The sequence below is a fragment of the Novosphingobium sp. BL-S-34 genome (assembly GCF_056857015.1).
In genome coordinates this window covers 1,921,744-1,945,290 of sequence record NZ_CM166473.1, presented here as the reverse complement: position 1 = coordinate 1,945,290, position 23,547 = coordinate 1,921,744, and the positions used below count along the sequence as shown (strand labels likewise).

Sequence of the window (23,547 nt, the reverse complement as noted above, 5' to 3'; positions counted from 1 at the left end):
CAAGGGCTGGTCTTCGGACCGGCCTTTTTTTTGTCCGTTTTCCGCGCGCCGTGATTTGCGAAAACGGCCGCACGGCAACCGCCGGGCGCGGCCAGGCGTTGTGGATTTTTCGGCCTGTCGCACGCCGCGCGATCGGCTATATCGCTCCGCGCAGAGTTGAGGGCGATTATGAAAAGCAGTTGCGAAAGAGGTGTTTGCACGATGATCCGGCACTACCTGCCTTATGGACCGGCGCTGATGCTCGCCGCGATCGCGCCGCTGAACATGGCTTCGGCGCAGGCGACCGCCCCGACCCCTACGGAACAGGTCACGCCGGACCGCTTCCCCATGCAATCGCCCGTCGGAGCGCCCACGGCGCCTTCCAGCTCTCCGGCACCGGAGCGCGTGCCCACGCCGATGGCCTGTTCGTCGGACCCGGTGGACCTGCCGCCCGAAATGGCCAGCTGGAACAAGCGCAAGCCGCTGCTGGCCGCGCGCGACACCCGCTCGCTCTCCGGCGCGAAGCTGGAACTGGGCAAGGCGGTGCAAGGCGGCCTGCGCCCAACCAGCGAGATGCGCTACGCCCAGCGTCCTGAAAAGCCGGGCGGTTCGGTCAGCTTCGGCGGGCTCTATACGTTCGGCGTCAAGGATCCCGGCAGCTACCGCGTGGCGCTGGGGTCGGCCGCCTGGATCGACGTGGTGAAGGCCGGGGCGAAAGTGGGCGACGGTACTGTCATGACCTCGACCGCGCACGGCCATGGTCCGGACTGCTCGGGGATCCGCAAGATGGTGGACTTCACGCTCCAGCCCGGCACTTACCTGATCCAGGTTTCCGGCAATGCCGCCTCGCGCCTGCCGCTGCTGGTGACGCGGCTGCCCTAAGCCGCGCCGTCACCCTTGGGCGGAAGCGGCAGGCTGCGCAAGGCGCGTTCCAGCGCGGCATATTCCTCGGATCCGTCCAACGCGGCCATGCGCGACTGCAGGCCGCGAAACTGCGCGAGCACCGTGCGTCCGGTCTCCGTGATCCGCGCCCCGCGCTCGTGGCTGCCGCCCGCCACCGCCTCGACCAACGGTTCGCTCCAGCACCGGTTCATCGCATCGACGAGCAGCCAGGCGCGGCGATAGCTCATGCCCATGGCCCGGGCGGCGGCCGAGATTGAGCCTTCCCGCTCGATTGCCTCCAGCAGATCGGCCTTGCCCGGCCCCATGGCAATCTCTTCCCCGCAATAGAGGCGGGCCTGCAGCTTGAGTCGGGGCTTGGCGGTCATGCTCTGTCGGCGCTGGGGGTTGGAGGCCGCAGGCTAGCGCAAGCATGCCCCCGCCGCGAGCGCGAATGCGCCCCGGCCATTTCGCAGGTGCGAAATAATTGGCGTTTCAACGGCCCTCCTGCGCTCCCGTTCCTTGCGCCGAAGGCCACGGAAAAGTGAGAATATTCCGGGCTTTCGACAAGCCTCGACAGCGCCTTCGCAAGTGCATAAACGGCGCGCGAATCATCCGGAGACAACCCCTTTCGCCATGAACGCCATCCGCCACGGACGCATCGAGGATATCTACGCAATCGCGGTGGGCAGCCTGCTCATCGGGCTGGGGCTGACGATCCTCCATTCGGCGGGGCTGGTGACGGGCGGCATGGCGGGGCTGGCCCTGCTGGTCGGGCATTTCGCGCCGCTCCCGCCGGGCCTGCTCTTCGCGGCGCTCAACGTACCTTTCCTGTTCCTGGCGCTGCGGGCCATGGGTTCGCTGTTCACCTTGCGCACGATTGCCGCGAGCGGCGGCATCGCGCTGGCCTCAGTGCTGTCCGAACATGCCCTGACGATCGAGGTGAAGGACCCCTTCGCCGCCGCGGTGGGCGCGGGCACGCTGCTGGGCATGGGGACGCTGGCCGTGGTGCGCCACGGGGCGGGCGTGGGCGGCGTGGGCATCGTCACCGTATGGCTGCAGCAGCGGCGCGGCTGGAACATCGGGCGCAGCCAGATCCTCATCGACTTCGCGATCCTGGCGGCGTCCTCGGCCTTCCTGCCGCTCGACAAGCTGATGTGGTCCGCCACGAGCGCCATCGGCATGGGCGTGGTGACCGCGCTCTGGCTGCGGCCGGGACGTTATGCAGGCTTCTCGCCCTTGCGCGCGGCCCGGCTTCGCGGGCAAGCCGAGGCCCTTCGCGAAGCGGCATAACGCCGGGCGCCCCTCGCGCCCGGCGCTATTCCAGCCCAACCAGGCGATAGCCCACGCCGGGTTCGTTGCGGAGCATCGTCGGCCGCGCGGGGTCGTCCTCCAGCTTGCGGCGCACGCCGCGCGCGGCGACGCGCAAGTATTCGACATCGCTTTCGTGCCCGGGCCCCCAGACAGCGCGCAGCAACTGGGCATGAGTGATGACGCGCCCCGGATGGCAGGCCAGCTCCGAGAGGAAGCCGTATTCCTTGGGCGTCAGGTGGACTTCCTCCCCGCCCTTGCGGACCGTGCGGGCAAGCAGGTCGATCTCCACGTCGCCCCGGCGCACCGGGCCGTCCTGCGTCGGCGCGGGCAGGCGGTGGCGCAGGGCGGTGCGGATGCGCGCGAGCACTTCATCGCTGTCGAACGGCTTGGAAACGTAATCGTCCGCGCCGAGATCCAGCGCGGCAACCTTCTGGTCCGTGGCATCGCGCGCGGAAATGACGATGATCGCGGCCTGCAGCTTGATCGCTGGGATCAGTTCCAGCCCGTCGCGGTCCGGCAGGCCCAGGTCCAGCAGCACGACTTCCGGCTTGTCTATGGCCATGGCGTTCAGCGCCTCGCGCGCGTTGGCGGCCTCGACCACGGCATAGCCCGCGCGGGCCAGGCCGGCGCGCAGGAGGCGGCGGATCGCGGGTTCGTCATCGACGACGAGGATGGTCACGTTCGGTTTCATAGGGGGGGCTTCATAGCGGCCACTCCTTGAGGTGGTCCGCATCGAAGCGGATGGTGAAACACGCGCCGGGCGTGCCGTCGGTCCGGTTGGCGGCCGAGACCTGCAGCCCCATGGCAAGCGCGAAGCCGCGCACGATGGCAAGGCCAAGGCCGGTGCCGCCCTTGCGGTCGGACCCTTCGATCCGGGTGAAGGTCTCGAAGATCCGTTCTTCCGCGCCTGCCGGGATGCCGGGGCCGTGGTCGGAGACGGTCAGCTCCAGCCCGCCGCCCCGGCGCTGCGCGGCCACGGTGATCGGGCCTTGCGGGTCGCCGTATTTGGCCGCGTTCTCGATCAGGTTGGTGAGGCACTGGTGGAACAGGTTGGGATCGACGAGCACCATCGGCGCATCGGCGGAGACCGCGGTTTCCACCGGATGACGGCCGAGCAGCGCGCGCATGGCGTGGAGCGCCTCCGCGACCGCTTCGTCAAGGTCCACCGGCTCGACTTTGCCCTGGAGCGCGCCGGATTCGATCCGGGCCATGTCCAGAAGGTTGGCGACGAAGCGGTGCAGGCGCTCCGCCTCTCCGCGCGCGGCGGCCATCTGCCGTTCCTGTTCGGCATCGGTGCTGCGCAAGGCGGCCAGCGTGCCGATGATCGTGGTGAGCGGCGTGCGCAAGTCGTGGCTGACCGAGGACAGCAGGGCATGGCGCAGGCGGTCGCGCTCACGTGCCTGCGAAAGCTCGGCCATGCGGGCTTCCAGTTCGATGCGCTCCAGCGCCAGCGCTGCCTGGTCGAGCAGGCTGAGCAGCAGCGGCAGCCGGTCCGAGCGAACCGGCTCGCGCGCGTCGCTGCGTGAGAGGCCGAACACGCCCAGGGCCGCCCCGCCCGCCGCCACCGGGTGAAACAGCCATTCCGAGGCAGTGAGCGTGTCGGAGCCGCGCCCGGCCGGGGCATCGTGCTCGAAGGCCCAGTTCGCGGCGGCCAGGTCCAGCGTTTCGAGCTGCGGCTGCGCGGTTTGCGCTTCGGGCGACCAGCTCCAGCGGCGGGTGAGCGCGCGGGCCTGCCCCTCCTCGCCGGGCATGAGCAGCACGGCATTGCCGTCGAGCAGGCGGCCGATCTCGGCGCAGAGCACGCGGCCCAGTTCGTCCACCGTGCGGATTCCCGTCAGCAATCGCGCGAAACCGGCGAGCGCGCCGTTCTGCGCGGCGCTCGCCTGGGCCTGGAGGGCATGGGCGCGAACCCGCGCGGCAAGCTGGCTGCTGACCACCGCCACGCCGAGCAGGACCAGCACGGTCAGGATATTGCGCGGGTCGTCGATGGTCAGGGTATGGGTGGGCGGGATGAAGAAGAAATTGTAGGCGATCGAGCAGACCAGCCCGGTGGCGATGCCGGTGCGCAGGCCATAGCGGGTGGCCGCGACCATGACCGGCAGCAGGTAAAGCAGGCCGAGGTCGGAGATATTTCCGGTGCGCAGGATTTCCGTGCCCAGCAAGGTCACCAGGGCAGTGAGGCCGAAAGCCACGAGATAGCCGGTCCGGCTGCCCCATCGTGCGGCCAGGTCCGCCTTCCTTGCGGCGGCCTGCCGGCTGAGGGCCCTCCGCGGCGGCGCTGCCAGCGGCAGGACGTGCACCGCCAGCCCCGGCGCGCGGCGCACGAGGCGGTCGACGATCGAACCGTGGCGCAGCTCGAACCAGCGCGAGCGGCGGGACTTGCCGATGACGACCTGGGTGGCATGGGCATCGGCGGCGAAGCGCTCCAGCCCGTCCAGCACGGATTCGGCGGGAAGGCTTGCCACCTGGGCGCCGAGCTGGGCGGCCAGATGAAGCGCTTCGGCCAGGGCTGCGTTCTCGGCATCGCTGTAGTGGGCGCTGCGCGGGGTCTCGATGTGGACGGCGCTCCACGGCGCGTCCAGCGCCTCGGCCATGCGGCGCGCGGCGCGGATGAGATCGAGCGCGCCGGGCTGCTCGCTGACGGCCACGAGCAGCCGATCGCCGGGCGGCGCGGTCGGGGGAATGGCCGAGGGATCTGTCACGGCCGCGCTTGTGCGCCGAGAGCGCCCGCCCTGTCGAGAGGGGCCGTCATCGCCCGGCGGCAAAGTCCCCTCGCGCCGAGAACGGGCCGGGCAGCGCAACCTCGCGCAGCAGCCCGGCCCCGGCGATGCCCAGAACCAGCCCGCCGAGCAGGAGCGCCACCATGGCCGCGCAGAAAAGCAGGTCCAGCGGGGTGGCGGGGTGAGGCCGAGGGGTAAGCGCAAGGCGGCGCTCCGCCAGCGCCAGCCGCCAGAATCCGGCCAGCAGGGCCAGGGCGACAAGGCGGGCCGCGATCGCGGCGGGCCAGCAGCGCTCGCCGGCGCGCAGGCGGCGCAGAAGCGGGCGAACCGGCATGAAAAGGCGCAGGGCGGGCATGAAACGGCTCCGACGGGACGATGTGGGAGCAAGATGGCCCTGCAAGGCGTTAAGCTTCCACGGGGAATTGCGCCCCGCACATAAAGAATCCATAAAGGTCGTGGCGCCTTGGTGCGCGTGAGACTAGGCGCCCGTTGCATGAGCGAGTCTTCCGGGCATCACGCCCCCAATGAGAGCCTCACGGCACTGTCGATCGGCGCCATCGGCGTCGTCTTCGGCGATATCGGCACGTCGCCGCTCTATGCCCTCAAGGAAAGCTTCATCGGCCATCACCCGCTGGTGGTGGACCGCCTGCACATGTTCGGCGTGATCTCGCTGATGTTCTGGACGATGATGCTGATCGTCACGGTCAAGTACGTGCTGATCATCCTGCGGGCCGACAACAATGGCGAGGGCGGCAGCCTGGCACTGCTGGCGCTGATCGGGCGCACCCTGGGCAAGAACCGCTGGACGCCGGTGATCGCCATGCTCGGCGTGATGGCCACGGCGCTGTTCTACGGCGATGCCATCATCACCCCCGCCATGTCCGTGCTTTCGGCGGTGGAGGGGCTGACGGTGGTGAACCCGCGCTTCGCCGAATTCGTGCTGCCGATCGCCGTGGTGATCCTGATCGGGCTGTTCTCGGTCCAGTCCCACGGCACCGCGGCCATGGGCAAGCTGTTCGGGCCGATCATGATCGTCTACTTCCTGGTGCTGGCCGGGCTGGGCATCCATTCCATCCTCCAGGCCCCCGAAGTGCTGTCCGCGCTGAGCCCGCATCACGCGCTCGAATTCTTCATGGTCAACCCGAAGCTCGCCTTCCTGGCGCTGGGCTCGGTGGTGCTGGCCGTGACCGGGGCCGAGGCGCTCTATGCCGACATGGGCCATTTCGGCCGCAAGGCGATCTCGATCTCGTGGCTCTACGTGGCCTTTCCGTGCCTCCTGCTCAATTACCTGGGGCAGGCCTCGCTGGTGCTGCGCAATCCCGAGGCGATCCGCAATCCGTTCTTCTTCATGGCGCCGGACTGGGCGCGCCTGCCGCTGGTGGCGCTGGCCACGATGGCCACGATCATCGCCAGCCAGGCCGTGATCTCGGGCGCGTTCTCGGTCTCGCACCAGGCCGTGCAGCTCGGCTTCCTGCCGCGCCTGAAGATCATGCACACGAGCGCCAAGGCGGCGGGGCAGATCTACGTGCCGCTGGTGAACTGGGGCCTGCTGGGCATGGTGATCCTGCTGGTGTTCGGCTTCCGCAGCTCGGGCAATCTGGCGGCGGCCTATGGCATCGCGGTGACCGGAACGATGCTCATTTCCGCCTGCCTGCTGGGCGTCCTGACCTTCACCGTGTGGAAATGGCACCCGCTGCTGGCCGGAGCCGTGACTCTGGGCTTCCTGTTCATCGACGGGCTCTACTTCGCCTCGACCGCAACGAAGATTCCCGACGGCGGCTGGTTCCCGCTGCTGGTGGCGGCCGTGGTGTTCACTCTGCTCACCACCTGGGCCACCGGGCGGCGGCTGGTGCGCGAGCGCATGCACGAGGATTCGATCCCCATCGAGGCCTTCCTGAAATCCGTGGGAGAACGCGTGCGGCGCGTGGCGGGAACCTCGGTGTTCCTGGCCTCCACCGTCGAGGGCGTGCCGCCGGGGCTGCTTCACAACCTGAAGCACAACCACATCCTGCATGACCGCGTGGTGATCCTGACCGTCGCCAACCGGGGCGTGCCTCATGTCGCGCCGGAAGACCGCTGCGAAGTGGAGGACATGGGCGCCGGTTTCTACCGCATGGTCCTGCGCTACGGCTTCATGGACGAGGCCGACATTCCCGCCGCCCTCGCCGCCGAGAACCGGGCGGGAGGGCCGTTCAAACCGATGGAGACCAGCTACTTCCTCTCGCGCCAGACGCTGATCCCGTCGAGCCGCCCCGGCATGGCGATCTGGCGGGAGAAACTCTTCGCCTCGATGGTGCGCAACGCCCAGAGCGCGATGGAATTCTTCAAGCTGCCCACCAACCGCGTGATCGAACTGGGCAGCCAGCTGGAGATCTGACGCGGCGCGTCCGTCCCTCCCTTGACGTTGCCGCTCGAAGGCAGCGGCGCCCCGGTCGCGCCGATCCGGTGAGCCCACAAGACCCGAGAGGCACCCAGCGTCCACCGGATCGCCGGGGCGCGATGGATTCGTGCTCGACGTCGACCGCCGACTCAGCTATGCGAATGCCTCGCATTAGCCCGAATGACGAGGCGGCTTCGAGGGGGGCAGCGCCAGACTATGTACGCAACCTTAGATCACGCGGATCCGCTTGCCCCGGAGCCGGGCCGTTCTCCGGACCTCGCGCCCCGGACGCAGACCCGCCTTGCCGGCGCGCTGCCGCGCGACGCGGTGGGCATGGCCACCGGCTGGTCGCATCCCGCACAGGCCGCCGCACAGGGCGCGCGCTACGGCGAGGACCAGCGACCGAACCTGGTCGCCATGCTCGGCGCCACGGCGATCGTCGGCGGGATGATCGCGGCCATGCTGGCGCTCAATGTCGTCCATGGCCATCAGAAGGCGCGCCCGCGGCTGGTCGTCGCCCAGCTGGAGCAGCCCCGCCCGCCGGCACCGCCGCCGCCCAGGCCCTCGCCGCAGCCGGTGAAGCATGTGGTGCAGACCGCCTCGCCCGTGGTCGCGCCCCCGCCGCCGCTGGTGCTGAGCGCCGCCCCGGCCACGATCACCACTTCGCCTGCGCCGCCGGTCCTGCCGGTGGCCGTACCGGGACCGCCCGCCCCGCCGGCCGCCGCCGTCGCCGTTTCGGCGCCGCCGCGCGTGGAGAATGCCGGCGATCTCTCGTCCAAGATGATCGCCGCCGATCCGCCGCGTTATCCGGTCGATTCGCGCCGCAATCGCGAGCAGGGCACGGTGGTCCTGCTGGTGGTCCTGGGCATGGACGGCAGAGTCGCCGACATCTCGGTATCGCGCAGCAGCGGCTTCGATCGGCTCGACCGGGCCGCGCTATCGGCAGTGCGCCACTGGAAATGGTCGCCCACCCGCCGCGACGGCGCGGCAGTCATGGTGCGCGGCCTGGTGGAAATACCCTTCGTCCTGCATAGCTGACGTCCCGTTGGCCAGTAGTAGGTGGCCGGCGTTTCGCGCCTAACCGGCCGAGGCGCTCCCTCGTGCGGGGGCCAGCTGCGCCGCCACCGCTTCGGCTTCCATGGCAATGCCCCGCGTCAGGGCGGCAGGCAGTTCCACGCGGAAACCGCGGGCGAGCAGGCCTTCCGCGGCCCACTTCACGCAGAAATCCGCAGCCACGCCCACCACGGTGACATCGGCCACGCCCTCCGCAGCCAGGCCGGCGAAAAAGCCGTCGCGGTCGATCGCCTCGCCCCGGTTTCCGGCCGCCTCGGTTCCCTCGCCATTCAGGCGAATCAAGCGAAGGCCCGGCTCGGCCCACATGTCGAACACGCCTTTTTCCAAGGTGTAGACCGGAATCGACGGCGCGATGGCGCCTGCATCCAGAACGCTGTCCCATCCCGGCGTGCCGCGCAGGCAGTGGATCGGGAACTGCGCGCTCTCGGGCGAGGCGGCGTAGATTTCGGGACTGTGCGTGTCGAAGGTCAGGAGCACGCCCGCCGTGGTCGCGGGATCGAGCGCCGCCAGCCATTCCTGCATCGGCGCCACGATCGCTTCGGCGCCGGGAACCGGCAAGGCGCCCGAGGCGCGCACGAAGTCTCCCTGCATGTCCACCACCACGACGAAGCGCCGCGTGCCGGAAACCGGAAGCGGCATTGCCGAAAGCGCGATCGTGCCAAGGTTTGTCATCGCGTGAGAACGTCCTAAGAATGGCTTATGGTCTACACGGATATTGCAACCCGCACTTACAATCACAACTGGCGGCTCGATCCGATCGTGCGCAGCCTGCTCGATACGGACTTCTACAAGCTGTTGATGCTGCAGATGGTCCGGCATCTCTATCCCGATGTCCAGGCGACGTTCGAGCTGATCAACCGCTCCAAAACGGTGCGCCTGGCCGAAGTGATCGACGAAGCCGAGTTGCGCGCACAGCTCGATCATGCGCGCGGCCTGCGGTTCGGCAAGAAGGAGCTGATCTGGCTGGCGGGCAACAGCTTCTACGGCAAGGCGCAGATGTTCAGCCCGGATTTCATCGCCTGGCTCGCCGATTTCCGCCTTCCCGAATACGACCTACGCCGCGTGGATGGCCAGTACGAGCTGCGCTTCGAAGGTCCGTGGACGCACACGATGATGTGGGAGATCCCCGCGCTCGCCATCGTCAACGAACTGCGCTCGCGCGCGGCGCTGAAGGACCGCGGCCGTTTCGCGCTCGATGTGCTCTACGCCCGCGCCAAGGCCAAGCTGTGGGAGAAAGTGGAGCGCCTGGCCCAGCTTCCCGACCTCGTGCTCTCGGATTTCGGCACGCGGCGGCGGCACGGGTTCCTGTGGCAGCGCTGGTGCGTGGAGGCCCTGAAGGAAGGGCTCGGCAGCCGCTTCATCGGCTCGTCTAACGTGCTTCTGGCGATGGACGCCGACCTTGAAGCGATCGGCACCAATGCTCACGAATTGCCGATGGTGCTGGCCGCGCTGGCAGATGGCGACGAGGAACTGCGGCAGGCGCCCTACCGCGTGCTCAAGGACTGGAGCGACCATTACGGCGGGAACTTGCGCGTGGTGCTTCCCGATGCCTTCGGCACCGCCGCTTTCCTCGAACGCGCGCCGGACTGGGTGGCGGACTGGACCGGCTTCCGCCCGGACAGCGCCCCGCCGATCGAGGGCGGCGAACAGATCATTCGCTGGTGGCAGGAAAAGGGCCGCGATCCCAGGACCAAGCTGCTGATCTTCTCGGACGGGATGGATATCGACAGCATCGAGGCGACCTATCGCCATTTCCACGGCCGCGTGCGCATGAGCTTCGGCTGGGGCACCAACCTCACCAATGACTTCCGCGGCTGCGCGCCGTTCGAAACGGACGATCTCGATCCGATCTCGCTGGTCTGCAAGGTCGTGTCGGCCAATGGGCGCCCGGCGGTGAAGCTCTCGGACAATCCCGCCAAGGCCACTGGCGATCCGGCCGAGATCGCGCGCTATCTCGGCGTATTCGGCGCCGCGGGTCGGGTGGCGAGCGCGGTATCGGTCTAGACGGGCGGAGCGCCCCCCGGCGCGTCAGCCGCCCGGATTGCGCGCGGTGACGATCCAGGCCGCGCCGTCGATCATGACCGACGTTTCGCCGGGCCTGCGGGCGAAGGCCTTGCGCACTTCGATGGCGGCGCGGGCGCGCAGGTCCTGCGGCTGATCGGCCAGCGCGCGCGAAAGCGGGCCGACCTCGAAAGCCATGGCCACGGCATCGTTCAGCGCGGCCTCGCGGTCTTCGCCCTGGCCGAAGGGGATGTCGTGATCGAAGGGGAGCACGGAAATCCGCGAGAACCCGGCCTCGGCCAGGATGCGTTCCACGCGGGCCGCATCGCCGAAGGAGAACGGGCCGGGGGCTTCGGGTTGGGGCGGGGGCGGCGCTGGGATCATGCCCTTGATCGCGCCCATCGGCAGGCGCACCCAGTCGTTCTCCGCCGCGCCGCGCCAGCAGACGAAGGCCAGGCGCCCGCCCGGCCGCAGCGCGCCGCGCAGATGGGCGAAGGCGGCGGCGGGGTCATCGAAGAACATCACCCCGAAGCGCGAGAACAGCAGGTCGAACCCGGCATCGGGCAGCGGCGTGCGCGCGGCGTCGGCCAGATCGAACGCCACCGGCGCTCCGGAGGGAGCGACCTCCCGCGCGCGCTCCACCAGCGCAGCGGAGATATCGACGCCGCGGACATGGCCCGATGCACCGACTTTTTCGGCAAGGGCGAAACTGGTCGCACCCGCGCCGCAGCCGATGTCGAGGACATGCTCTCCCGCCCGCGGGGCGGCGGCTGCGAGGGCTTCCTCTCCGAACACGGCCAGCATGGCGTCGAGCCGGATCTGGTTGGACACCCAGCGCTCGCCGCTGGTGCCGTTCCATTCGGACACCCGGTAGACCGTGCTGCCCGGCGCCAGCGCGGCAGATCCTTCGGCTTCTGACATGACAGTCCTCTATTTGCGAATCATTCGCAAATACTTTAGAGGCCGTGGCTGGAGAAGCAATGGTTTGTAGCCGGGGCGGCCGTCAGCCTCCCGGCGCAGGAGGAGAAACGCGGGATGGATGGGCCTTTCATCGAAACGCTGGCCGATCTGGAGGCCGTGATCGGCAAGACGCCGCCGCAGATGTATCTCAAGGACATCGACCATCTCGATCCCGGCGCGCTCGGCTGGATCGCGCAGTCCCCTTTGATGTTCGCCACGTTCGGCGGGGATCGGGGGCCGGCGATTACGCTGGCGGGCGGGCAGGCCGGCTTTGCCTCGGGCGCGGGGCAGGACTTGCGCCTGCCGCTGGCATCGATCGACGATCCTGAGCTTGCCCGGCCCGGTCAACCGTTCGGGTCGCTGTTCCTGCTGCCCGGCATAGGCGAGACCCTGCGCGTCAATGGCCGGGTCCGGGCGGTGGCAGGCGGTCATGTCCATGTCGCCGTGGCGGAATGCTACGGCCACTGCGCCAAGGCCATGATCCGCTCCGAACTCTGGTCCGCGCAGCCGGTGGCGGCACCGGAGGCGCTTTCCGACTTCGTCGCGGCGAGCCGTTTCCTGGCGCTGGCGACCGTCAGCCGGACGGGGCTGGCCGACCTCAGCCCCAAGGGCGATCCGGCCGGTGCCATGGCGCGGCTCGATGACGGGGAGGCGGCGGCCGTGTGGTTCGCGGATCGGCCGGGCAACCGCCGGGTCGACAGCTTTCGCAACATCGTGGAGCAGCCCGCGCTGGCGATGGCGCTGCTGGTGCCGGGCTCGACCCGCCTTGCCATCGTGCGGGGCCGGGCGGTGCTGTCCACGGCCGAGGCGCAGCGCGGGCGCTTCGCGGTGAAAGGCAAAGTCCCGGCCCTGGCGATCCGCGTCGCGGCCGAATCCGTCAGCCTGCGCACCAGCGCCGCGCTGGAACGCGCCGATCTCTGGCCCTTGCGCCAATGCAGCGACATCGATCCGGCGCGGCTCTTCGTCAATCACATCAAGCGCAACCGGACCGAGGGCATGGCCGCCCGGCTGACCCGCGCCAGCCTCTCGGTGCCGGGCGCCGCGGACCTGATGAAGAAGGGGCTGGCCAAGGACTACAAGGACAACCTCTACTAGCGCCCAGGCCCGGCTCAGTTGCCGAAGCGGTAGGGATCGAAGCAGGCGGAATCGGGATCGCCCCCGCCCCCGCCCCCGCCCCCGTCCCCGCCCCCGCCCCCGACCCCGTCCCCGCTCCCGCCTTCTCCCCCTGCAAGCGCGCGGTCGAGCAGTTCGGCGGCGAGGGCCGCAAAAGCGATGCCGTTGCCGCCGAACCCGGCGGAGAGCCACACCCGCTCCATCAGTGCCGAGCGGCCGATGGCGGGCAGTCCATCGGGCGAGGCACCGAACGTGGCGGTCCAGGCGCGGTCCACGGCGATGGGCGCGGAATGGCCGAGCATGGCCTCCAGCTTGGCGGCGATCGTGCCGGATTTCGCCGCCAGCAGGGCATCGCGCGAGAGGGCATCCGCCAGTTCCACGTCCTCTCCCCCGGCGATCACGCGCCCGTCCTTGCAGGTGCGGACGTAAAGATAGGGGTCCGACGCTTCCCAGATCATCGCGTTTTCCTTCCACAGCGGCGCCGTGCCGGGCGGGGTGGCGATGGCGAATGTCGAGAGCAGGGAGAAGGCGGGCGGCAGGAACAGCCGCGCGCGCTCGTAGCCGGTGGCCAGGATGACATCGCCTGCGATGAGGCTGCGCCCATCCGCCAGCTCCAGCTCCACCCCGGCCGGGATGGGGTGCAGGCCGGCGACATCGGCGGGGTAGACCGTCACCGCGCCGTGCGTGCCGGCCTCGCGCAGCAGGTCGTGGCAGATCGCGACCGGATCGATGGCGTAGGACCCTTCCGAAACGATCCCGGCGCGCGGGGCGATGCCGAAGCGTTCGGCGACGGCCTGGGCATCGAGAAAGCGCGAGGGCAGGCCGTGGCGGCGGTGGGCCTCGGCCTCGGCGCGCAGCCTGTCCTCGTCCAGCAGGTCACCGGAGAGGTAGAGCGTGGGGCAGGGGGTGCGGGCATCGGGCCCGAGCCGGTCCAGCCGTTCTCCGAAGCGCTGCACGGCCGCGAAGACGCGCCGCCAGCGCCGGGCGGCTTCCTGTTCGCCGAGGTCTTCGGCCAGCCGGATCAGCGGCACGTCCATGGCCCACATGATCTGCGCGGTGGAGGCGGCGGTGCTGCCGCAGCCGGGCGGCCTGCGGTCCAGCAGCGCCACCGAGCGGCCCGTGGCGGCCAGCCGGTCCGCCAGGATCGCGCCCATGATCCCCGATCCCGGGATGGCGACGTCCACCGGACCGGCCGGGAGCGGCGCGGCCGCGGGCAAGGTCCAGTCCGCGTCGCGCCAGGGCACGGTGCCGCTGCGCAAGTTCCGGGTTTCGGTCAGGGTGATCGATCCGTTCGCCATGGTAACTCCGTGAATGCCGCAGGGAGCAACGCACGAAGGGGCGGCAGGTTGATCGCTCCCCGATCCGGGGGGCAAGCTACGGGTTTCCGGTTCGCCTGCCCGACCGGAAAAACGCTCTAGCCCAGCGCGGAAGAGGCGGCGCTGGTGTCGCGGCGGCCGGTGGCCATGACGATGCGGTTGCGGCCATCGTCCTTCGCGCGCAGCAGCGCGGCGTCGGCCGTGCCGATCAGGGCATGGGCGGGGCCGTGGGCGGGATAGCTGCCGATGCCGATGGAGATCGTGACAGGGCCGAGCGGCGTGCCGTCATGCACCAGGGTCATGCCGGAAATGCGCTCCTGGATCAGGTGAGCGCGCTCCAGCGCACGTTCCTCGTCGCAGCCGGGGATCAGCAGCAGGAATTCCTCGCCGCCATAGCGGAAGGCGATGCCGTCTTCGCGCACCGCATTGTCCAGCGCGCCGGCCACGGAGCGGATCGTCAGGTCTCCGGCATCGTGGCCGTAGCGATCGTTGAGCTGCTTGAAATGGTCGATGTCGACCATGAGGCAGCTCAGCGGCGTGCGCGCGGCATCGGCCTGGGCCACGCTGCGGCGCAGGGTATCCGCCAGTTCGTGGCGGTTGCGCAGGCCGGTCAGCGCATCGAACAGGGCCTTTTCGTGCAGCGCGTCGCGCAGCTTGAGATTGGCCAGCGCCAGCCCGATCGTCTCGGACATCAGCTCGATATAGACCTTGATGTTCTCGCTGGGGCCTTGCGCGCCGGCCGTGTTTTCCAGCACCAGCAGCCCGATGGTTTCGCCCTGCGCGGTGAGCGGCACGCAGACGGTGGCGTCGGCGCTTTCCGGCGGGACATGCTTGCAGGGTACGTCCACCAGGTTGCCGCCGGGCATGTGCGACTGGCCGCGCCGCAGCGCCCAGCAATCGTCCGGGGTGAAGGCCGCGTTGCTGCCGTGGGGAGATTGCCACTCCGAAGCGCAGGCCATCATCCCCAATCGCGCATCCAGCGTATAGAGGCGCCCGGCCAGGTCCGGGGCGATCCGGGGGGCGAACAGGCGCACGACTTCGAACAGGTCGGCCACGGATTCGCAGCCCTGCAGGCGCTGGGTCATGCGGGCGAGCAGGTCGCGGACGTGCCAGTCGGCATCGCGCTCGCGCTCCAGCCTTTGCCGTTCGATGCCGTTTTCCCGGAAGATGCGGACGGCGTGGGCCATGTCGCCGATCTCGTCGATCTGCGAGAGCTGGGGCGGCTCCACCGCATAGTCCTGGTCCGCCAGGCGGTTCACCACGTCGCTCAGCTTGACCACGGGCTTGAGGATGCGCCGCTTGAGCACGAAGCCCAGCACGAAGAGGAACAGCACGGCGGTGATCGCCACCATCACTTCCGAAACCGTGCGCAACCGCTGGGAGGCGCGGCTGGCGTCCTCTATCGCGCGGTCGGAGCGCTGGTCGAGCATGTATCGGAAGCGGCCGAGCAGGAAATGCGCGCGTTCCAGTTCGCGTTCGTATTCGGCGCCGAAGATGATCTTGTGGGCGGTGATCTCGTCTCCAGACTTGATCGCGGCGATGGCGGCCTTCTGCTCGTCCTGGAGGGTCGCGGCCCAGCGCAGGCCTTCTTCCAGCGAGCGCAGTTCCTCTTCCCTGGCGCCGTTGTCCTTCAGCTTCGCGATGCGCTGCTCCACCGGGCCGATCGCGGCGAGCGTGCGGTTATAGGCGATTTCGTGGCTGGGATCGCCCGAGACGGCCGCCAGTCGGGCCTGGTCGGTAAGCTGCGCCTCGTCTTCCTCCACTTCGAAGGCGAGCTGGTCGAACAGATCGCGCTGCTGCACCGCATCGCGCTCCACCCGGTCGGCGTTGGAGGCCATGACCATGGTGATGCCGGCCGCGATGGTCAGGCAGACCGTGGCCCCGTAGGCCCAGTTGGTAATCGTCGCTATGCGCATGCCGTAATCCTGCCCCCCTGACGCCAGCGTGATCTTGGCGACAGGCCTGTGGCTCCTCATGCGCCTGACGCAGCAAGTTTTCCAGCGGGGAAACCACCGCTTTGGGAATGATTCGCCCCCGGCGCCGAGAGGGAACGGAGGGTGCCCGCCGAACGTTTCCCAGCGACCATTGCTGGAGCCATGCCATGCGCAAGTCGTTCACCGCTTTCGCCAATGTCGTCGCCGGAGCGGCGGGCAAGGCCCAGACTTTCATCATAGCCCTGCTGGTCGTGGCGGTCTGGGCAATTTCCGGGCCGGTGTTCAAGTGGTCCGACACCTGGCAACTGGTCATCAACACCGGCACCACCATCGTCACCTTCCTGATGGTCTTCCTGATCCAGAACAGCCAGAACCGCGATGCCGCCGCCTTCCAGGCCAAGCTCGACGAACTGCTGCGCGCGCTGGAAACCGCGCGGGACGACTTCATCGGTATCGAGCACCTCAGCGTCGAGGAGATCGAGCGGCTGCGCAAGCTGCTCGAGGAAGAGACCGGCGAATGCAAGGACGGCCACAAGGCCCATGCCAGCGTGGAGCGTCTGCTGAGTCGATACTGAAACCGGCCGGTTTCCCGCCTTGCCATAACAAGATGGCATGGGAGACCGCATCGGAGCCGCTTCAATCCCAAGGGCGGCGGCGCGATATCGAGAGGATCACAATTCCGGGAGCATCGCCATGTCCAGCGCCGCCGCACGCCCGAATGCCGCCACGAACGCCGCCATGGATTCAGGCACGAATTCAGGCACGAACGCTATCGCCACTGTCTCGCTTCGCGGCACGCTTGAGGAAAAGCTGCAGGCGGCCGCCGATGCGGGCTTCGACAGCGTGGAGATCTTCGAGAACGACCTGATCGGCTCGGCCTTGCGCCCTGCCGAAGTACGGCGCCGGATGGCCGACCTGGGCATCCACTGCTCGCTCTACCAGCCCTTCCGCGATTTCGAAGGCATGCCCGGCGAGATGCGCGCCCGCGCCATGGACCGGGCAGAGCGCAAGTTCGACCTGATGGGCGAACTCGGCACCGACCGCATCCTCGTCTGCTCCAACTGCTCGCCCCATGCGCTGGGCGAGCGGCAGCGCATCGTCGACGATTTCCGCGAACTGGGCGATCGCGCCGCCGCGCGCGGCATCCTGGTGGGCTACGAAGCCCTCGCCTGGGGGCGCCACGTCAACGACCACCGCGATGTCTGGTCGATCGTCAAGCAGGTGGACCATCCCGCCATCGGCATCATTCTCGACAGTTTCCATTCGCTCTCGCGCCGGATTCCCAGCGACAGCATCCGCGAGATCCCGGGCGACAAGATCGTCTACGTGCAACTCGCCGATGCGCCGCTGCTCGACATGGACCTGCTCTACTGGAGCCGCCATTTCCGCAACCTGCCGGGGCAGGGCGGGCTGGACCTGCCGGGCTACGTCGCGGAAATCCTGCGCACCGGCTATGACGGGCCGCTCTCGCTGGAGATCTTCAACGACCGGTTCCGCTCGATTTCCTCGCGCCTGGTGGCGCAGGACGGGCATCGCGCGCTGGAATATGTGCGCGATGCGGCGAAGCGCCTGCTTGGCCTGCCGACCACCATGCCTGCCGCCCAGCCGCCGCTCGCGGCCGAATTCGTCGAGTTCACGGCCAGCGGCGAGGATGTGGCGCGCCTTGGCGAGACCTTCCACACGCTCGGCTTCGCGCATATCGGCACGCATCGCACCAAAAAGGTCGCGCGCTGGCGGCAGGGTAACGTCAACCTGGTGATCAATGCCGAGCCCAAGGGCTTCGCCAAGTCCTACCGCATCGTCCACGGCACCTCGATCTGCGCGATCGGCGTGCGGGTAAAGGACGCGGCCGCCGTGATGGAGCGTGCCGCCGCGCTGGGCATCCGCGCTTATAGCCCCGAGGGGCGCCCCGGCCGCATGGCCATGCCTGCGCTGCGCGGCGTCGGCGGCAGCCTGGTCTACCTCGTGGAGGACGACAGCGCCGAAGCGCTCTGGGCCCGCGAGTTCGAGGCGGTGCCGGTGGCGGACCTGACCGACGATGCCCGCGCCCGCTCGGTCGACCACCTTGCCGCCGTGGTCCACAATGACGAGTTCCTGTCCTGGCAGCTCTACTGGCGCGCGCTGTTCGGGCTGGAGGGCCGCGATGCCAACGATGTGATCGACCCCTCGGGCCTCGTCCATAGCCAGGCGCTGCAATCGCCCGATGGCGGGTTCCGCCTGACGCTCAATGCCTCTGACGCGCGCGAGACGCTGTCCTCGCGCTTCCTGGCACAGGGCATGGGCGGCGGCTTCCAGCATGTCGCGCTGGCCAGCGACGACTTGCTCGCCACGGCCGCGGCGGTGCGCGCACGCGGCGCGGCCATGCTCGATATTCCCGAGAACTACTACGACGATCTCGTCGCCCGCTTCGGCTTCGACGGCCGGGTTGCCGCGCGCATGGAAGTGGCCGGGATGCTTTACGACGAGGATCTGGCGGGCCACGCCTATCGCCAGCTCTACAGCCGGGCGTTCGACAAGCTGTTCTTCTTCGAATTCGTCGAACGCAGCGGGACTTATGCCGGCTACGGCGCGCCCAATGCCGGGATCAGGCTGGCGGCGCAGAACCGCTTCCGCGGCGTGGAGGACGCGGCCGGGTAGGAAGGCGCATTCGGCCCCCGGCGGCGGGTGTAACGCGCATCCTTGCCTAACCCGCCATCCCCTGCCGGTGGCCGGCGGTGGCGCGTCCGATACGGGCGGGGTGGTTTCGCCTCAGGCCGCCTTGCTGGCCGCGGCGAAGTCCGCGAGCATGCGGTCCACGTCCGGTTCCAGGCCGGTGAAGCGCGCGAAGGCGTGGGCGGCCTGCATCACCGCCATGCCGCCGCCGTTCAGCGTGGCGCAGCCGATGGCCCTGGCGGCCTTGAGCAGCTCGGTTTCGAGTGGGAAGTAGATCACGTCCGAAACCCACATGTCGCGCGTGAGCAGGGCGGGGTCGAACGGCAGGCCGGGGTGGCTTTCCATGCCCACCGGCGAGCACTGGACCACGCCGTCGGCCCCCGCGATCGCTTCGGCCGCGGAGCCTGCGGCGATCACTTCGGCATCGGGGAACAGGGCGGCGAGGCGGCTGGCAAGCGCTTCGGCGCGTTCGGCGGCAGGATCGAAGATCGCCAGCCGCTCCGCGCCGAGGTCGAGATGGGCATAGCCCACGGCCGAGGCCGCGCCGCCGGCGCCGATCATCGCCACGCGCCCGCGCGGCAGTACGCCCAGCGCGGCGAGAAAGCTGGCGCGGTAGCCCGACCAGTCGGTGTTGTCGCCGATCAGGCGCCCGTCACGCAGGAGCACGGTATTGACCGCGCCCAGCTTGGCAGCAGCTTCCGACAGCTCGTCCATCAGCGGCAGGACCGCCTGCTTGAAGGGGTGAGTGACATTGGTGCCGTCGAAACCGAGCGCGGCCAGCGTGTTCAGCAGCGGGCCAAGGTCATCCGCGCAGAAACCGATCACCTCGCTGTCGAGGATGCGGTAGGCCAGCGGCAGGCCCAGCGCCCTGGCCTCGGTCTCGTGCATGGCCGGGCTGCGCGAGCCGCCGATGCCCGAGCCGATCAGGCCGCAGATCTTCGAGGTTCCTGGCGCGGATGCGCGAAGCGAAGGGCGCGCGGCGGCCGGGAGCACGGGAGACTGGAACATGAGGCGGGTCCTTGAGAGCGGCGGGGGTGGGACGGCAGGGGGGAACGGCAGGGATCGCGGCGTGAGAGCGCGGCGTGAGAGCTTGGCTCAGGGCTGGCCGGGCATGCGGATCAGGGTGACGGCAAGGCCGGCCAGCACCGCCGGGACGGCGAAGATCGCGAAGATCGCCGAAAGCGGCACTTTCTCCGCCAGCAGCACGCCGCCCAGCATCGGGCCGATCACCGCGCCGATGCGGCCGATGCCCATCGCCCAGCCCAGCCCGGTGCTGCGGACTTGAGGCGGGTAGAAGCTGGTGGCCAGCGGATAGCAGCCGTTGAAGCCGCCCTGGATGAAGGCACCGATGAAGAAGGCGGTGAGCAGGGTGGCGGCGATGGTCATGGACACCGCACCGAACACGACGAGGGCGGCCGCGGCGAGCACCATGTAGAGCAGGATCAGGCGGCGCAAGTCGATGCGGCTGGCGATCAGGCCGATCGAGGTGATGCCGATGAAGGCGCCGATGTTGTAGACCGCGCCCGCGTAGATCGCCTGGGTGGCGGGAAGCCCGGCCTCCACGGCGAGCTTGGGGATCCAGCTGATGACGAAGTAGAGCGTCATGAAGCCGAAGATCGTGGCGGTCCACAGCAGGATCGTGCCCGAAGTGCGTCCTTCGCCCAGCACGCCGCGCAGGCCCACCGAATGGGCTTCGGCCTGGCGGCGCTCGGGCAGGGCCTCCAGCGTCGGGCGGCCGAGCGAGGCGAGCAGGCGGTTGGCCTTGGCCAGCGCGCCCCTGGGCTGGTGGGCCAGCAGGAAGTCCACCGATTCGGGCAGCAGCGTCCAGACCAGCGGCAGGGCCAGCAGGCAGAGCGTCGCCGCGCCGAGCAGCATGGCCTGCCAGCCGTGAGCGTCGATCTGGTGAGCGACGATGAAACCGGTGATGGTGGCGCCGACCGGATATCCGGCCTGGAGGAAGCCCACGGCGAACGTGCGGTGGCGGGCCGGGGCATATTCGGCCGTCAGCGCGGCCATGCTGGCCAGCACCGTGCCGATGCCGATGCCCACCACGAAGCGCGAGAGGATGAGTTCGGCGATCGAGGCCGCCAGGGCCGATCCGAACATGGCCACCGTCATCATCACCAGCGAGGCGATGATCAGCTTGCGGCGGCCGAACCTGTCGGCCAGCGGCGCGATCAGCAGCCCGCCCGCGGCCATGCCGGCCAGGCTGGAGCTGAACACCACGCCCAGGCTTTCCGGGCTGACTTTCCAGTCGGCGGAAAGGGCGGGGGCGACGTAGGAGAGGATGAGCACGTCCATGCCGTCCAGCATGTTCAGCAGGAAGCAGATGGCGACCACGAGCACTTGCCGCGGCGTCCAGCCGTCGACGTTCTGCGAGGCGGATTCGCCGACAGTCACGTAAGGACGCACGGACACCGATCCGGCGGCGGAATAGCTGGCCATGGTAACGCCTTTCCCATCCTCAGCGGCGCTTGCATCGCGCCTGTTGTCGTCCGGCGGCCCGGCGCCGGGACATTCGTGAACCTTTCGGGCCGGAACCTGGCGGTCCAAACCTTTGCGAGCGGGATCACGGTGTTTGATCCGGGGGCGCTTTGCCAGACATTGCGAGACTGTGACTTATAGCGTTATGTTATGGGAGATGCCTCTTGGGAGGTTCATCAGCATGTTGCGGGCGATCTCCTCGAAGGTTTCGCCCACCAGGGTTCGCGCCACGTCCAGGTTGCGGCTGACATAGACCGGCAGCAGGCCCGGCGACTCGAACTCCAGGAAGCGCACGGTCTCGGCATGGGGCTGCATGGCGGTGAAGCTGTCCACCAGCGCGATGCCCATGCCGTGAGCGACGAAAGCCACGGCCGTTTCTGCAAAGCGGATATAAGTGGAGACTTCCAGCTGCTCGCCGGCTTCCTCGTACATCCTGGCGATGATGCGGCCATGCGGCGTATCTTCCCGGAACGACTGGATCGGCTCTCCGCCCAGGTCCGCCACGGTGATCCGCTCGCGGTCGGCCAGGCGATGGCCGGCCGGCACGGCGCAGACCATGCGGCCGTTGCCGATGCGGCTGGACAGGACATTGGGGTGATCGATGGGAAACACCGTCAGCGCATAGTCGCCGCGCTGGAGCGCCAGCCAGTCGTCCGCCTGTTCCACCGAGAGGATGTCGAACTGGATGGTGAGGCCGGGGTAATTGGTGGTCAGGCGCGAGAGCATCTGCGGCACCACCGAATGGCCCAGCGAGGGAGAGGCGCCCAGGCGGAAGGTGCGATCCTCGCCCTTGGCCAGGCGGCGCACGACATGCTCCAGGTCGTTGAAGCCCTTGTAGATCTGCTCGATCTCCTCGAACAGCACGCGGGCTTCGGACGTGGGCACCAGCCGGCCGCGCGTCCGGTCGAACAGGCGGAAGTGGAGCTTGTCCTCCATATGACCCAGCATGCGGCTGAGGCCGGGCTGCGACGTGCCCAGCATGCGCGCGGCGCCGCTCACCGTCTTGGTGATCATCACCGCGCGGAAGATCTCGATCTGCCTGATGGTCAGCATGGTTCCGGCTAGCACGCGCCGGAGCCCGCGCCAACCGGCGTCATGGGCTGCCGGTCAGCGGCGGCCCCGGCCTGTCAGGGCCTGCGGCGCCCGCGAACGAGATAGAGCGCGCCGCCCAGCAGGTTCCAGCACAGGCAGGCCAGCAGGGTCTTGGTGGGCAGGCTGGCGAAGAGATAGAGGCAGCCGAGGATGGTCGCGCCGCCCACCACGATGCCGGCAGGCACGCGGAAGGGGCGGGGCGCGTCCGGCTCGCGCTTGCGCAGGACGATCAGGCAGGTACCCACGGCAGCGAAGGCGATCAGCGTGCCGGCATTGGCCAGCGCCGCGATTTCCGAGATCGGCAGCACGCCGGCCAGGATCGCCACGATCACCGCCGTCATCGTCGTCACTCTCAGCGGTGTCCCGCGCGAGGAGAGCTTCGCCAGCGAGGCGGGCAGGAAACCGTCGCGCGCCATGGCCAGGAAGATGCGGCTCTGGCCGTAGAGGAAGCCCAGCAGCACGGTCGGCAGCGCGATCACGGCGGCCACCGCGACGATATGCGCCACCGGCGCGCGGCCCATTTCGCGCAGGATCAGCGCCAGCGGCTCCGGGCTGTCGGCAAAGCGGGTGAAGGGCATGGCGCCGATCGCGGCGGCCGCGACGAGGACGTAGACGAGCGTGCAGATCGCCAGCGATCCGATGATGCCGATCACCAGGTCGCGGCTGGGATTGCGCGTCTCCTCGGCGGCGGTGGAGATGGCGTCGAAGCCGTAGAAGGCGAAGAAGATGATCGCGGCGGCAGCCATGACCCCGCGCTCGACACCGTCCGGGCTCATCGACTTGCCGAAGCCGAAGGGCATGAAGGGTTGAAGGTTCGCCGCGTCGAAGGCGGGCAGCGCCACGGCCACGAACAGGCTGAGCGTCAGGATCTTGATGACCACCAGCACGGTGTTCACCCGCGCGCTTTCCTTCGTGCCGAACGCCAGCAGGCCCGCAACCACGGCGATGATGACGATGGCAGGCAGGTTGACCAGCCCGCCCAGCTCCGGCCCCTGGGTAAGCGCCTTGGGGAAGCCCACGCCCTGCAGCAGCGGCGCGGCATAGCCCGACCAGCCGACCGCCACGGTGGAGACCACCAGCGAATATTCCAGGATCAGGCTCCAGCCCACGATCCAGCCCACCGTACCGCCCAGCACCTTGTGGCTGTAGCTGTAGGCGCTGCCGGCGGTGGGCATCATCGTCGACAGTTCGGCATAGGCGAGCGCGGCGCAGGCGCAGATGGCGCCGGCAATGGCGAAGGACAGCAGCACCGCCGGTCCCGCGCGGTCCGCCCCCACGCCGATCAGCGTCAAGATGCCGGTGCCGACGATGGAGCCGACCCCCAGCGCAAGCAGGTGCGGCCATGACAGTGTCTTGGGGAGGGCAGCCGGCGCCGTGGCGGGAGCAGTCATGGCAGTCTTTGTCCTTCTCGGGTCGTGGTTCGATCTAGCACTCGCAGGCGCACGCGCAAGTTCGCTCGCTTCCGGCCTATCCGCGGCAGAGGCTCTATCATCGATAATGTCGATGCAAATAGATCAAATCAATTCATTTCAGCGATGCTCACCGATGTGCGAGAGGCGGGTTCGAGAAGAGAAGATCGGGCTGCACGAATCCGGGTGAGAGCGATGACCGAAAGGCCGGACACGGCCTGATGCAAGCCGGCGGGGCGA

At 68.9% G+C, this 23,547-nt stretch carries 20 protein-coding genes; 8 read left to right on the top strand and 12 right to left on the bottom strand.

The features are described 5' to 3' along the window. Window positions 1–201 precede the first annotated feature (201 nt). The gene (locus AC1VV3_RS22295) at window positions 202–861 is read left to right on the top strand and encodes a homogentisate 1,2-dioxygenase (RefSeq protein WP_482962533.1); all 660 of its coding nucleotides are present in this window, start codon (window positions 202–204) and stop codon (window positions 859–861) included. Here AC1VV3_RS22295 and AC1VV3_RS22290 read toward each other — a convergent pair. After that, window positions 858–1,247 (bottom strand): winged helix-turn-helix domain-containing protein, encoded by a 390-nt coding sequence (locus tag AC1VV3_RS22290; RefSeq protein WP_431567932.1) that lies wholly within the window; start codon window positions 1,245–1,247, stop codon window positions 858–860. The two genes, AC1VV3_RS22295 and AC1VV3_RS22290, sit on opposite strands and share 4 nt — an antisense overlap. 247 nt (window positions 1,248–1,494) lie before the next feature. On the opposite strand from AC1VV3_RS22290, the gene AC1VV3_RS22285 reads away from it, so the two are divergent. Beyond that, window positions 1,495–2,151: a YitT family protein gene (locus AC1VV3_RS22285; protein WP_132267721.1), complete on the top strand. Its 657-nt coding sequence runs from the start codon at window positions 1,495–1,497 to the stop codon at window positions 2,149–2,151. 25 nt (window positions 2,152–2,176) lie between these two features. Here AC1VV3_RS22285 and AC1VV3_RS22280 read toward each other — a convergent pair whose 3' ends face one another. Genes AC1VV3_RS22280 through AC1VV3_RS22270 form a run of 3 tightly spaced genes read right to left on the bottom strand, consistent with a single transcriptional unit; the run spans window position 2,177 to window position 5,247 of the window. Then, the gene (locus tag AC1VV3_RS22280; protein ID WP_134093332.1) at window positions 2,177–2,863 is read right to left on the bottom strand and encodes a response regulator; all 687 of its coding nucleotides are present in this window, start codon (window positions 2,861–2,863) and stop codon (window positions 2,177–2,179) included. Window positions 2,864–2,873: 10 nt separating this feature from the next. Next, entirely contained in the window at window positions 2,874–4,874 is a 2,001-nt protein-coding gene (locus tag AC1VV3_RS22275) for a DUF4118 domain-containing protein (protein WP_482962532.1), read from the bottom strand. A gap of 46 nt (window positions 4,875–4,920) precedes the next feature. Further along, on the bottom strand, window positions 4,921–5,247 hold the full coding sequence (locus tag AC1VV3_RS22270) for a hypothetical protein (protein WP_482962531.1): 327 nt from the start codon (window positions 5,245–5,247) through the stop codon (window positions 4,921–4,923). A gap of 138 nt (window positions 5,248–5,385) precedes the next feature. Between AC1VV3_RS22270 and AC1VV3_RS22265 the strand changes: the two genes are divergently transcribed. Together AC1VV3_RS22265 and AC1VV3_RS22260 are read left to right on the top strand one after the other, a co-directional pair. After that, window positions 5,386–7,269 (top strand): potassium transporter Kup, encoded by a 1,884-nt coding sequence (locus tag AC1VV3_RS22265; protein WP_132267717.1) that lies wholly within the window; start codon window positions 5,386–5,388, stop codon window positions 7,267–7,269. A gap of 219 nt (window positions 7,270–7,488) precedes the next feature. Then, complete coding sequence (locus tag AC1VV3_RS22260; RefSeq protein ID WP_482962530.1) at window positions 7,489–8,310, top strand: energy transducer TonB; 822 nt, start codon at window positions 7,489–7,491, stop codon at window positions 8,308–8,310. A 39-nt stretch (window positions 8,311–8,349) separates the two neighbouring features. On the opposite strand, the gene AC1VV3_RS22255 is transcribed toward AC1VV3_RS22260, so the two are convergent. Next, complete coding sequence (locus tag AC1VV3_RS22255) at window positions 8,350–9,018, bottom strand: cysteine hydrolase family protein (RefSeq protein ID WP_482962529.1); 669 nt, start codon at window positions 9,016–9,018, stop codon at window positions 8,350–8,352. Window positions 9,019–9,045: 27 nt separating this feature from the next. On the opposite strand from AC1VV3_RS22255, the gene pncB reads away from it, so the two are divergent. Continuing rightward, complete coding sequence (gene pncB / locus AC1VV3_RS22250) at window positions 9,046–10,350, top strand: nicotinate phosphoribosyltransferase (protein ID WP_132267715.1); 1,305 nt, start codon at window positions 9,046–9,048, stop codon at window positions 10,348–10,350. Window positions 10,351–10,374: 24 nt separating this feature from the next. Here the strand turns inward: pncB and AC1VV3_RS22245 are convergent, their stop codons facing one another. Next, a complete protein-coding gene (locus AC1VV3_RS22245) occupies window positions 10,375–11,268 on the bottom strand; it encodes a class I SAM-dependent methyltransferase (RefSeq protein ID WP_482962528.1) in 894 nt (297 codons plus the stop codon). Between the two features lie 114 nt (window positions 11,269–11,382). On the opposite strand from AC1VV3_RS22245, the gene AC1VV3_RS22240 reads away from it, so the two are divergent. Then, entirely contained in the window at window positions 11,383–12,402 is a 1,020-nt protein-coding gene (locus AC1VV3_RS22240; protein WP_482962527.1) for a pyridoxamine 5'-phosphate oxidase family protein, read from the top strand. A gap of 14 nt (window positions 12,403–12,416) precedes the next feature. On the opposite strand, the gene AC1VV3_RS22235 is transcribed toward AC1VV3_RS22240, so the two are convergent. Both AC1VV3_RS22235 and AC1VV3_RS22230 read right to left on the bottom strand, forming a co-directional pair. Further along, window positions 12,417–13,718 carry an NAD(P)/FAD-dependent oxidoreductase gene (locus AC1VV3_RS22235; RefSeq protein WP_482962526.1) on the bottom strand — a complete coding sequence of 434 codons (1,302 nt, stop codon included), beginning with the start codon at window positions 13,716–13,718 and terminating at the stop codon, window positions 12,417–12,419. Window positions 13,719–13,834: 116 nt separating this feature from the next. Beyond that, on the bottom strand, window positions 13,835–15,652 hold the full coding sequence (locus AC1VV3_RS22230) for a diguanylate cyclase (protein ID WP_132267708.1): 1,818 nt from the start codon (window positions 15,650–15,652) through the stop codon (window positions 13,835–13,837). Between the two features lie 185 nt (window positions 15,653–15,837). Between AC1VV3_RS22230 and AC1VV3_RS22225 the strand changes: the two genes are divergently transcribed. Beyond that, window positions 15,838–16,245: a low affinity iron permease family protein gene (locus tag AC1VV3_RS22225; RefSeq protein ID WP_132267706.1), complete on the top strand. Its 408-nt coding sequence runs from the start codon at window positions 15,838–15,840 to the stop codon at window positions 16,243–16,245. 163 nt (window positions 16,246–16,408) lie between these two features. Next, on the top strand, window positions 16,409–18,307 hold the full coding sequence (locus tag AC1VV3_RS22220; protein WP_482963176.1) for a bifunctional sugar phosphate isomerase/epimerase/4-hydroxyphenylpyruvate dioxygenase family protein: 1,899 nt from the start codon (window positions 16,409–16,411) through the stop codon (window positions 18,305–18,307). Between the two features lie 111 nt (window positions 18,308–18,418). On the opposite strand, the gene AC1VV3_RS22215 is transcribed toward AC1VV3_RS22220, so the two are convergent. The 4 genes from AC1VV3_RS22215 to AC1VV3_RS22200 all read right to left on the bottom strand — a co-directional run bounded on the left by AC1VV3_RS22215 (window position 18,419) and on the right by AC1VV3_RS22200 (window position 23,289). Then, a complete protein-coding gene (locus AC1VV3_RS22215) occupies window positions 18,419–19,330 on the bottom strand; it encodes a shikimate dehydrogenase (RefSeq protein ID WP_482962525.1) in 912 nt (303 codons plus the stop codon). An 87-nt stretch (window positions 19,331–19,417) separates the two neighbouring features. Beyond that, a complete protein-coding gene (locus AC1VV3_RS22210; protein ID WP_132267701.1) occupies window positions 19,418–20,767 on the bottom strand; it encodes an MFS transporter in 1,350 nt (449 codons plus the stop codon). Window positions 20,768–20,941: 174 nt separating this feature from the next. Further along, window positions 20,942–21,859, bottom strand: coding sequence for a LysR family transcriptional regulator (locus tag AC1VV3_RS22205; protein ID WP_132267699.1), 918 nt, complete (start codon window positions 21,857–21,859; stop codon window positions 20,942–20,944). 74 nt (window positions 21,860–21,933) lie between these two features. After that, window positions 21,934–23,289 carry an amino acid permease gene (locus tag AC1VV3_RS22200; protein WP_132267697.1) on the bottom strand — a complete coding sequence of 452 codons (1,356 nt, stop codon included), beginning with the start codon at window positions 23,287–23,289 and terminating at the stop codon, window positions 21,934–21,936. Window positions 23,290–23,547: the final 258 nt, after the last annotated feature.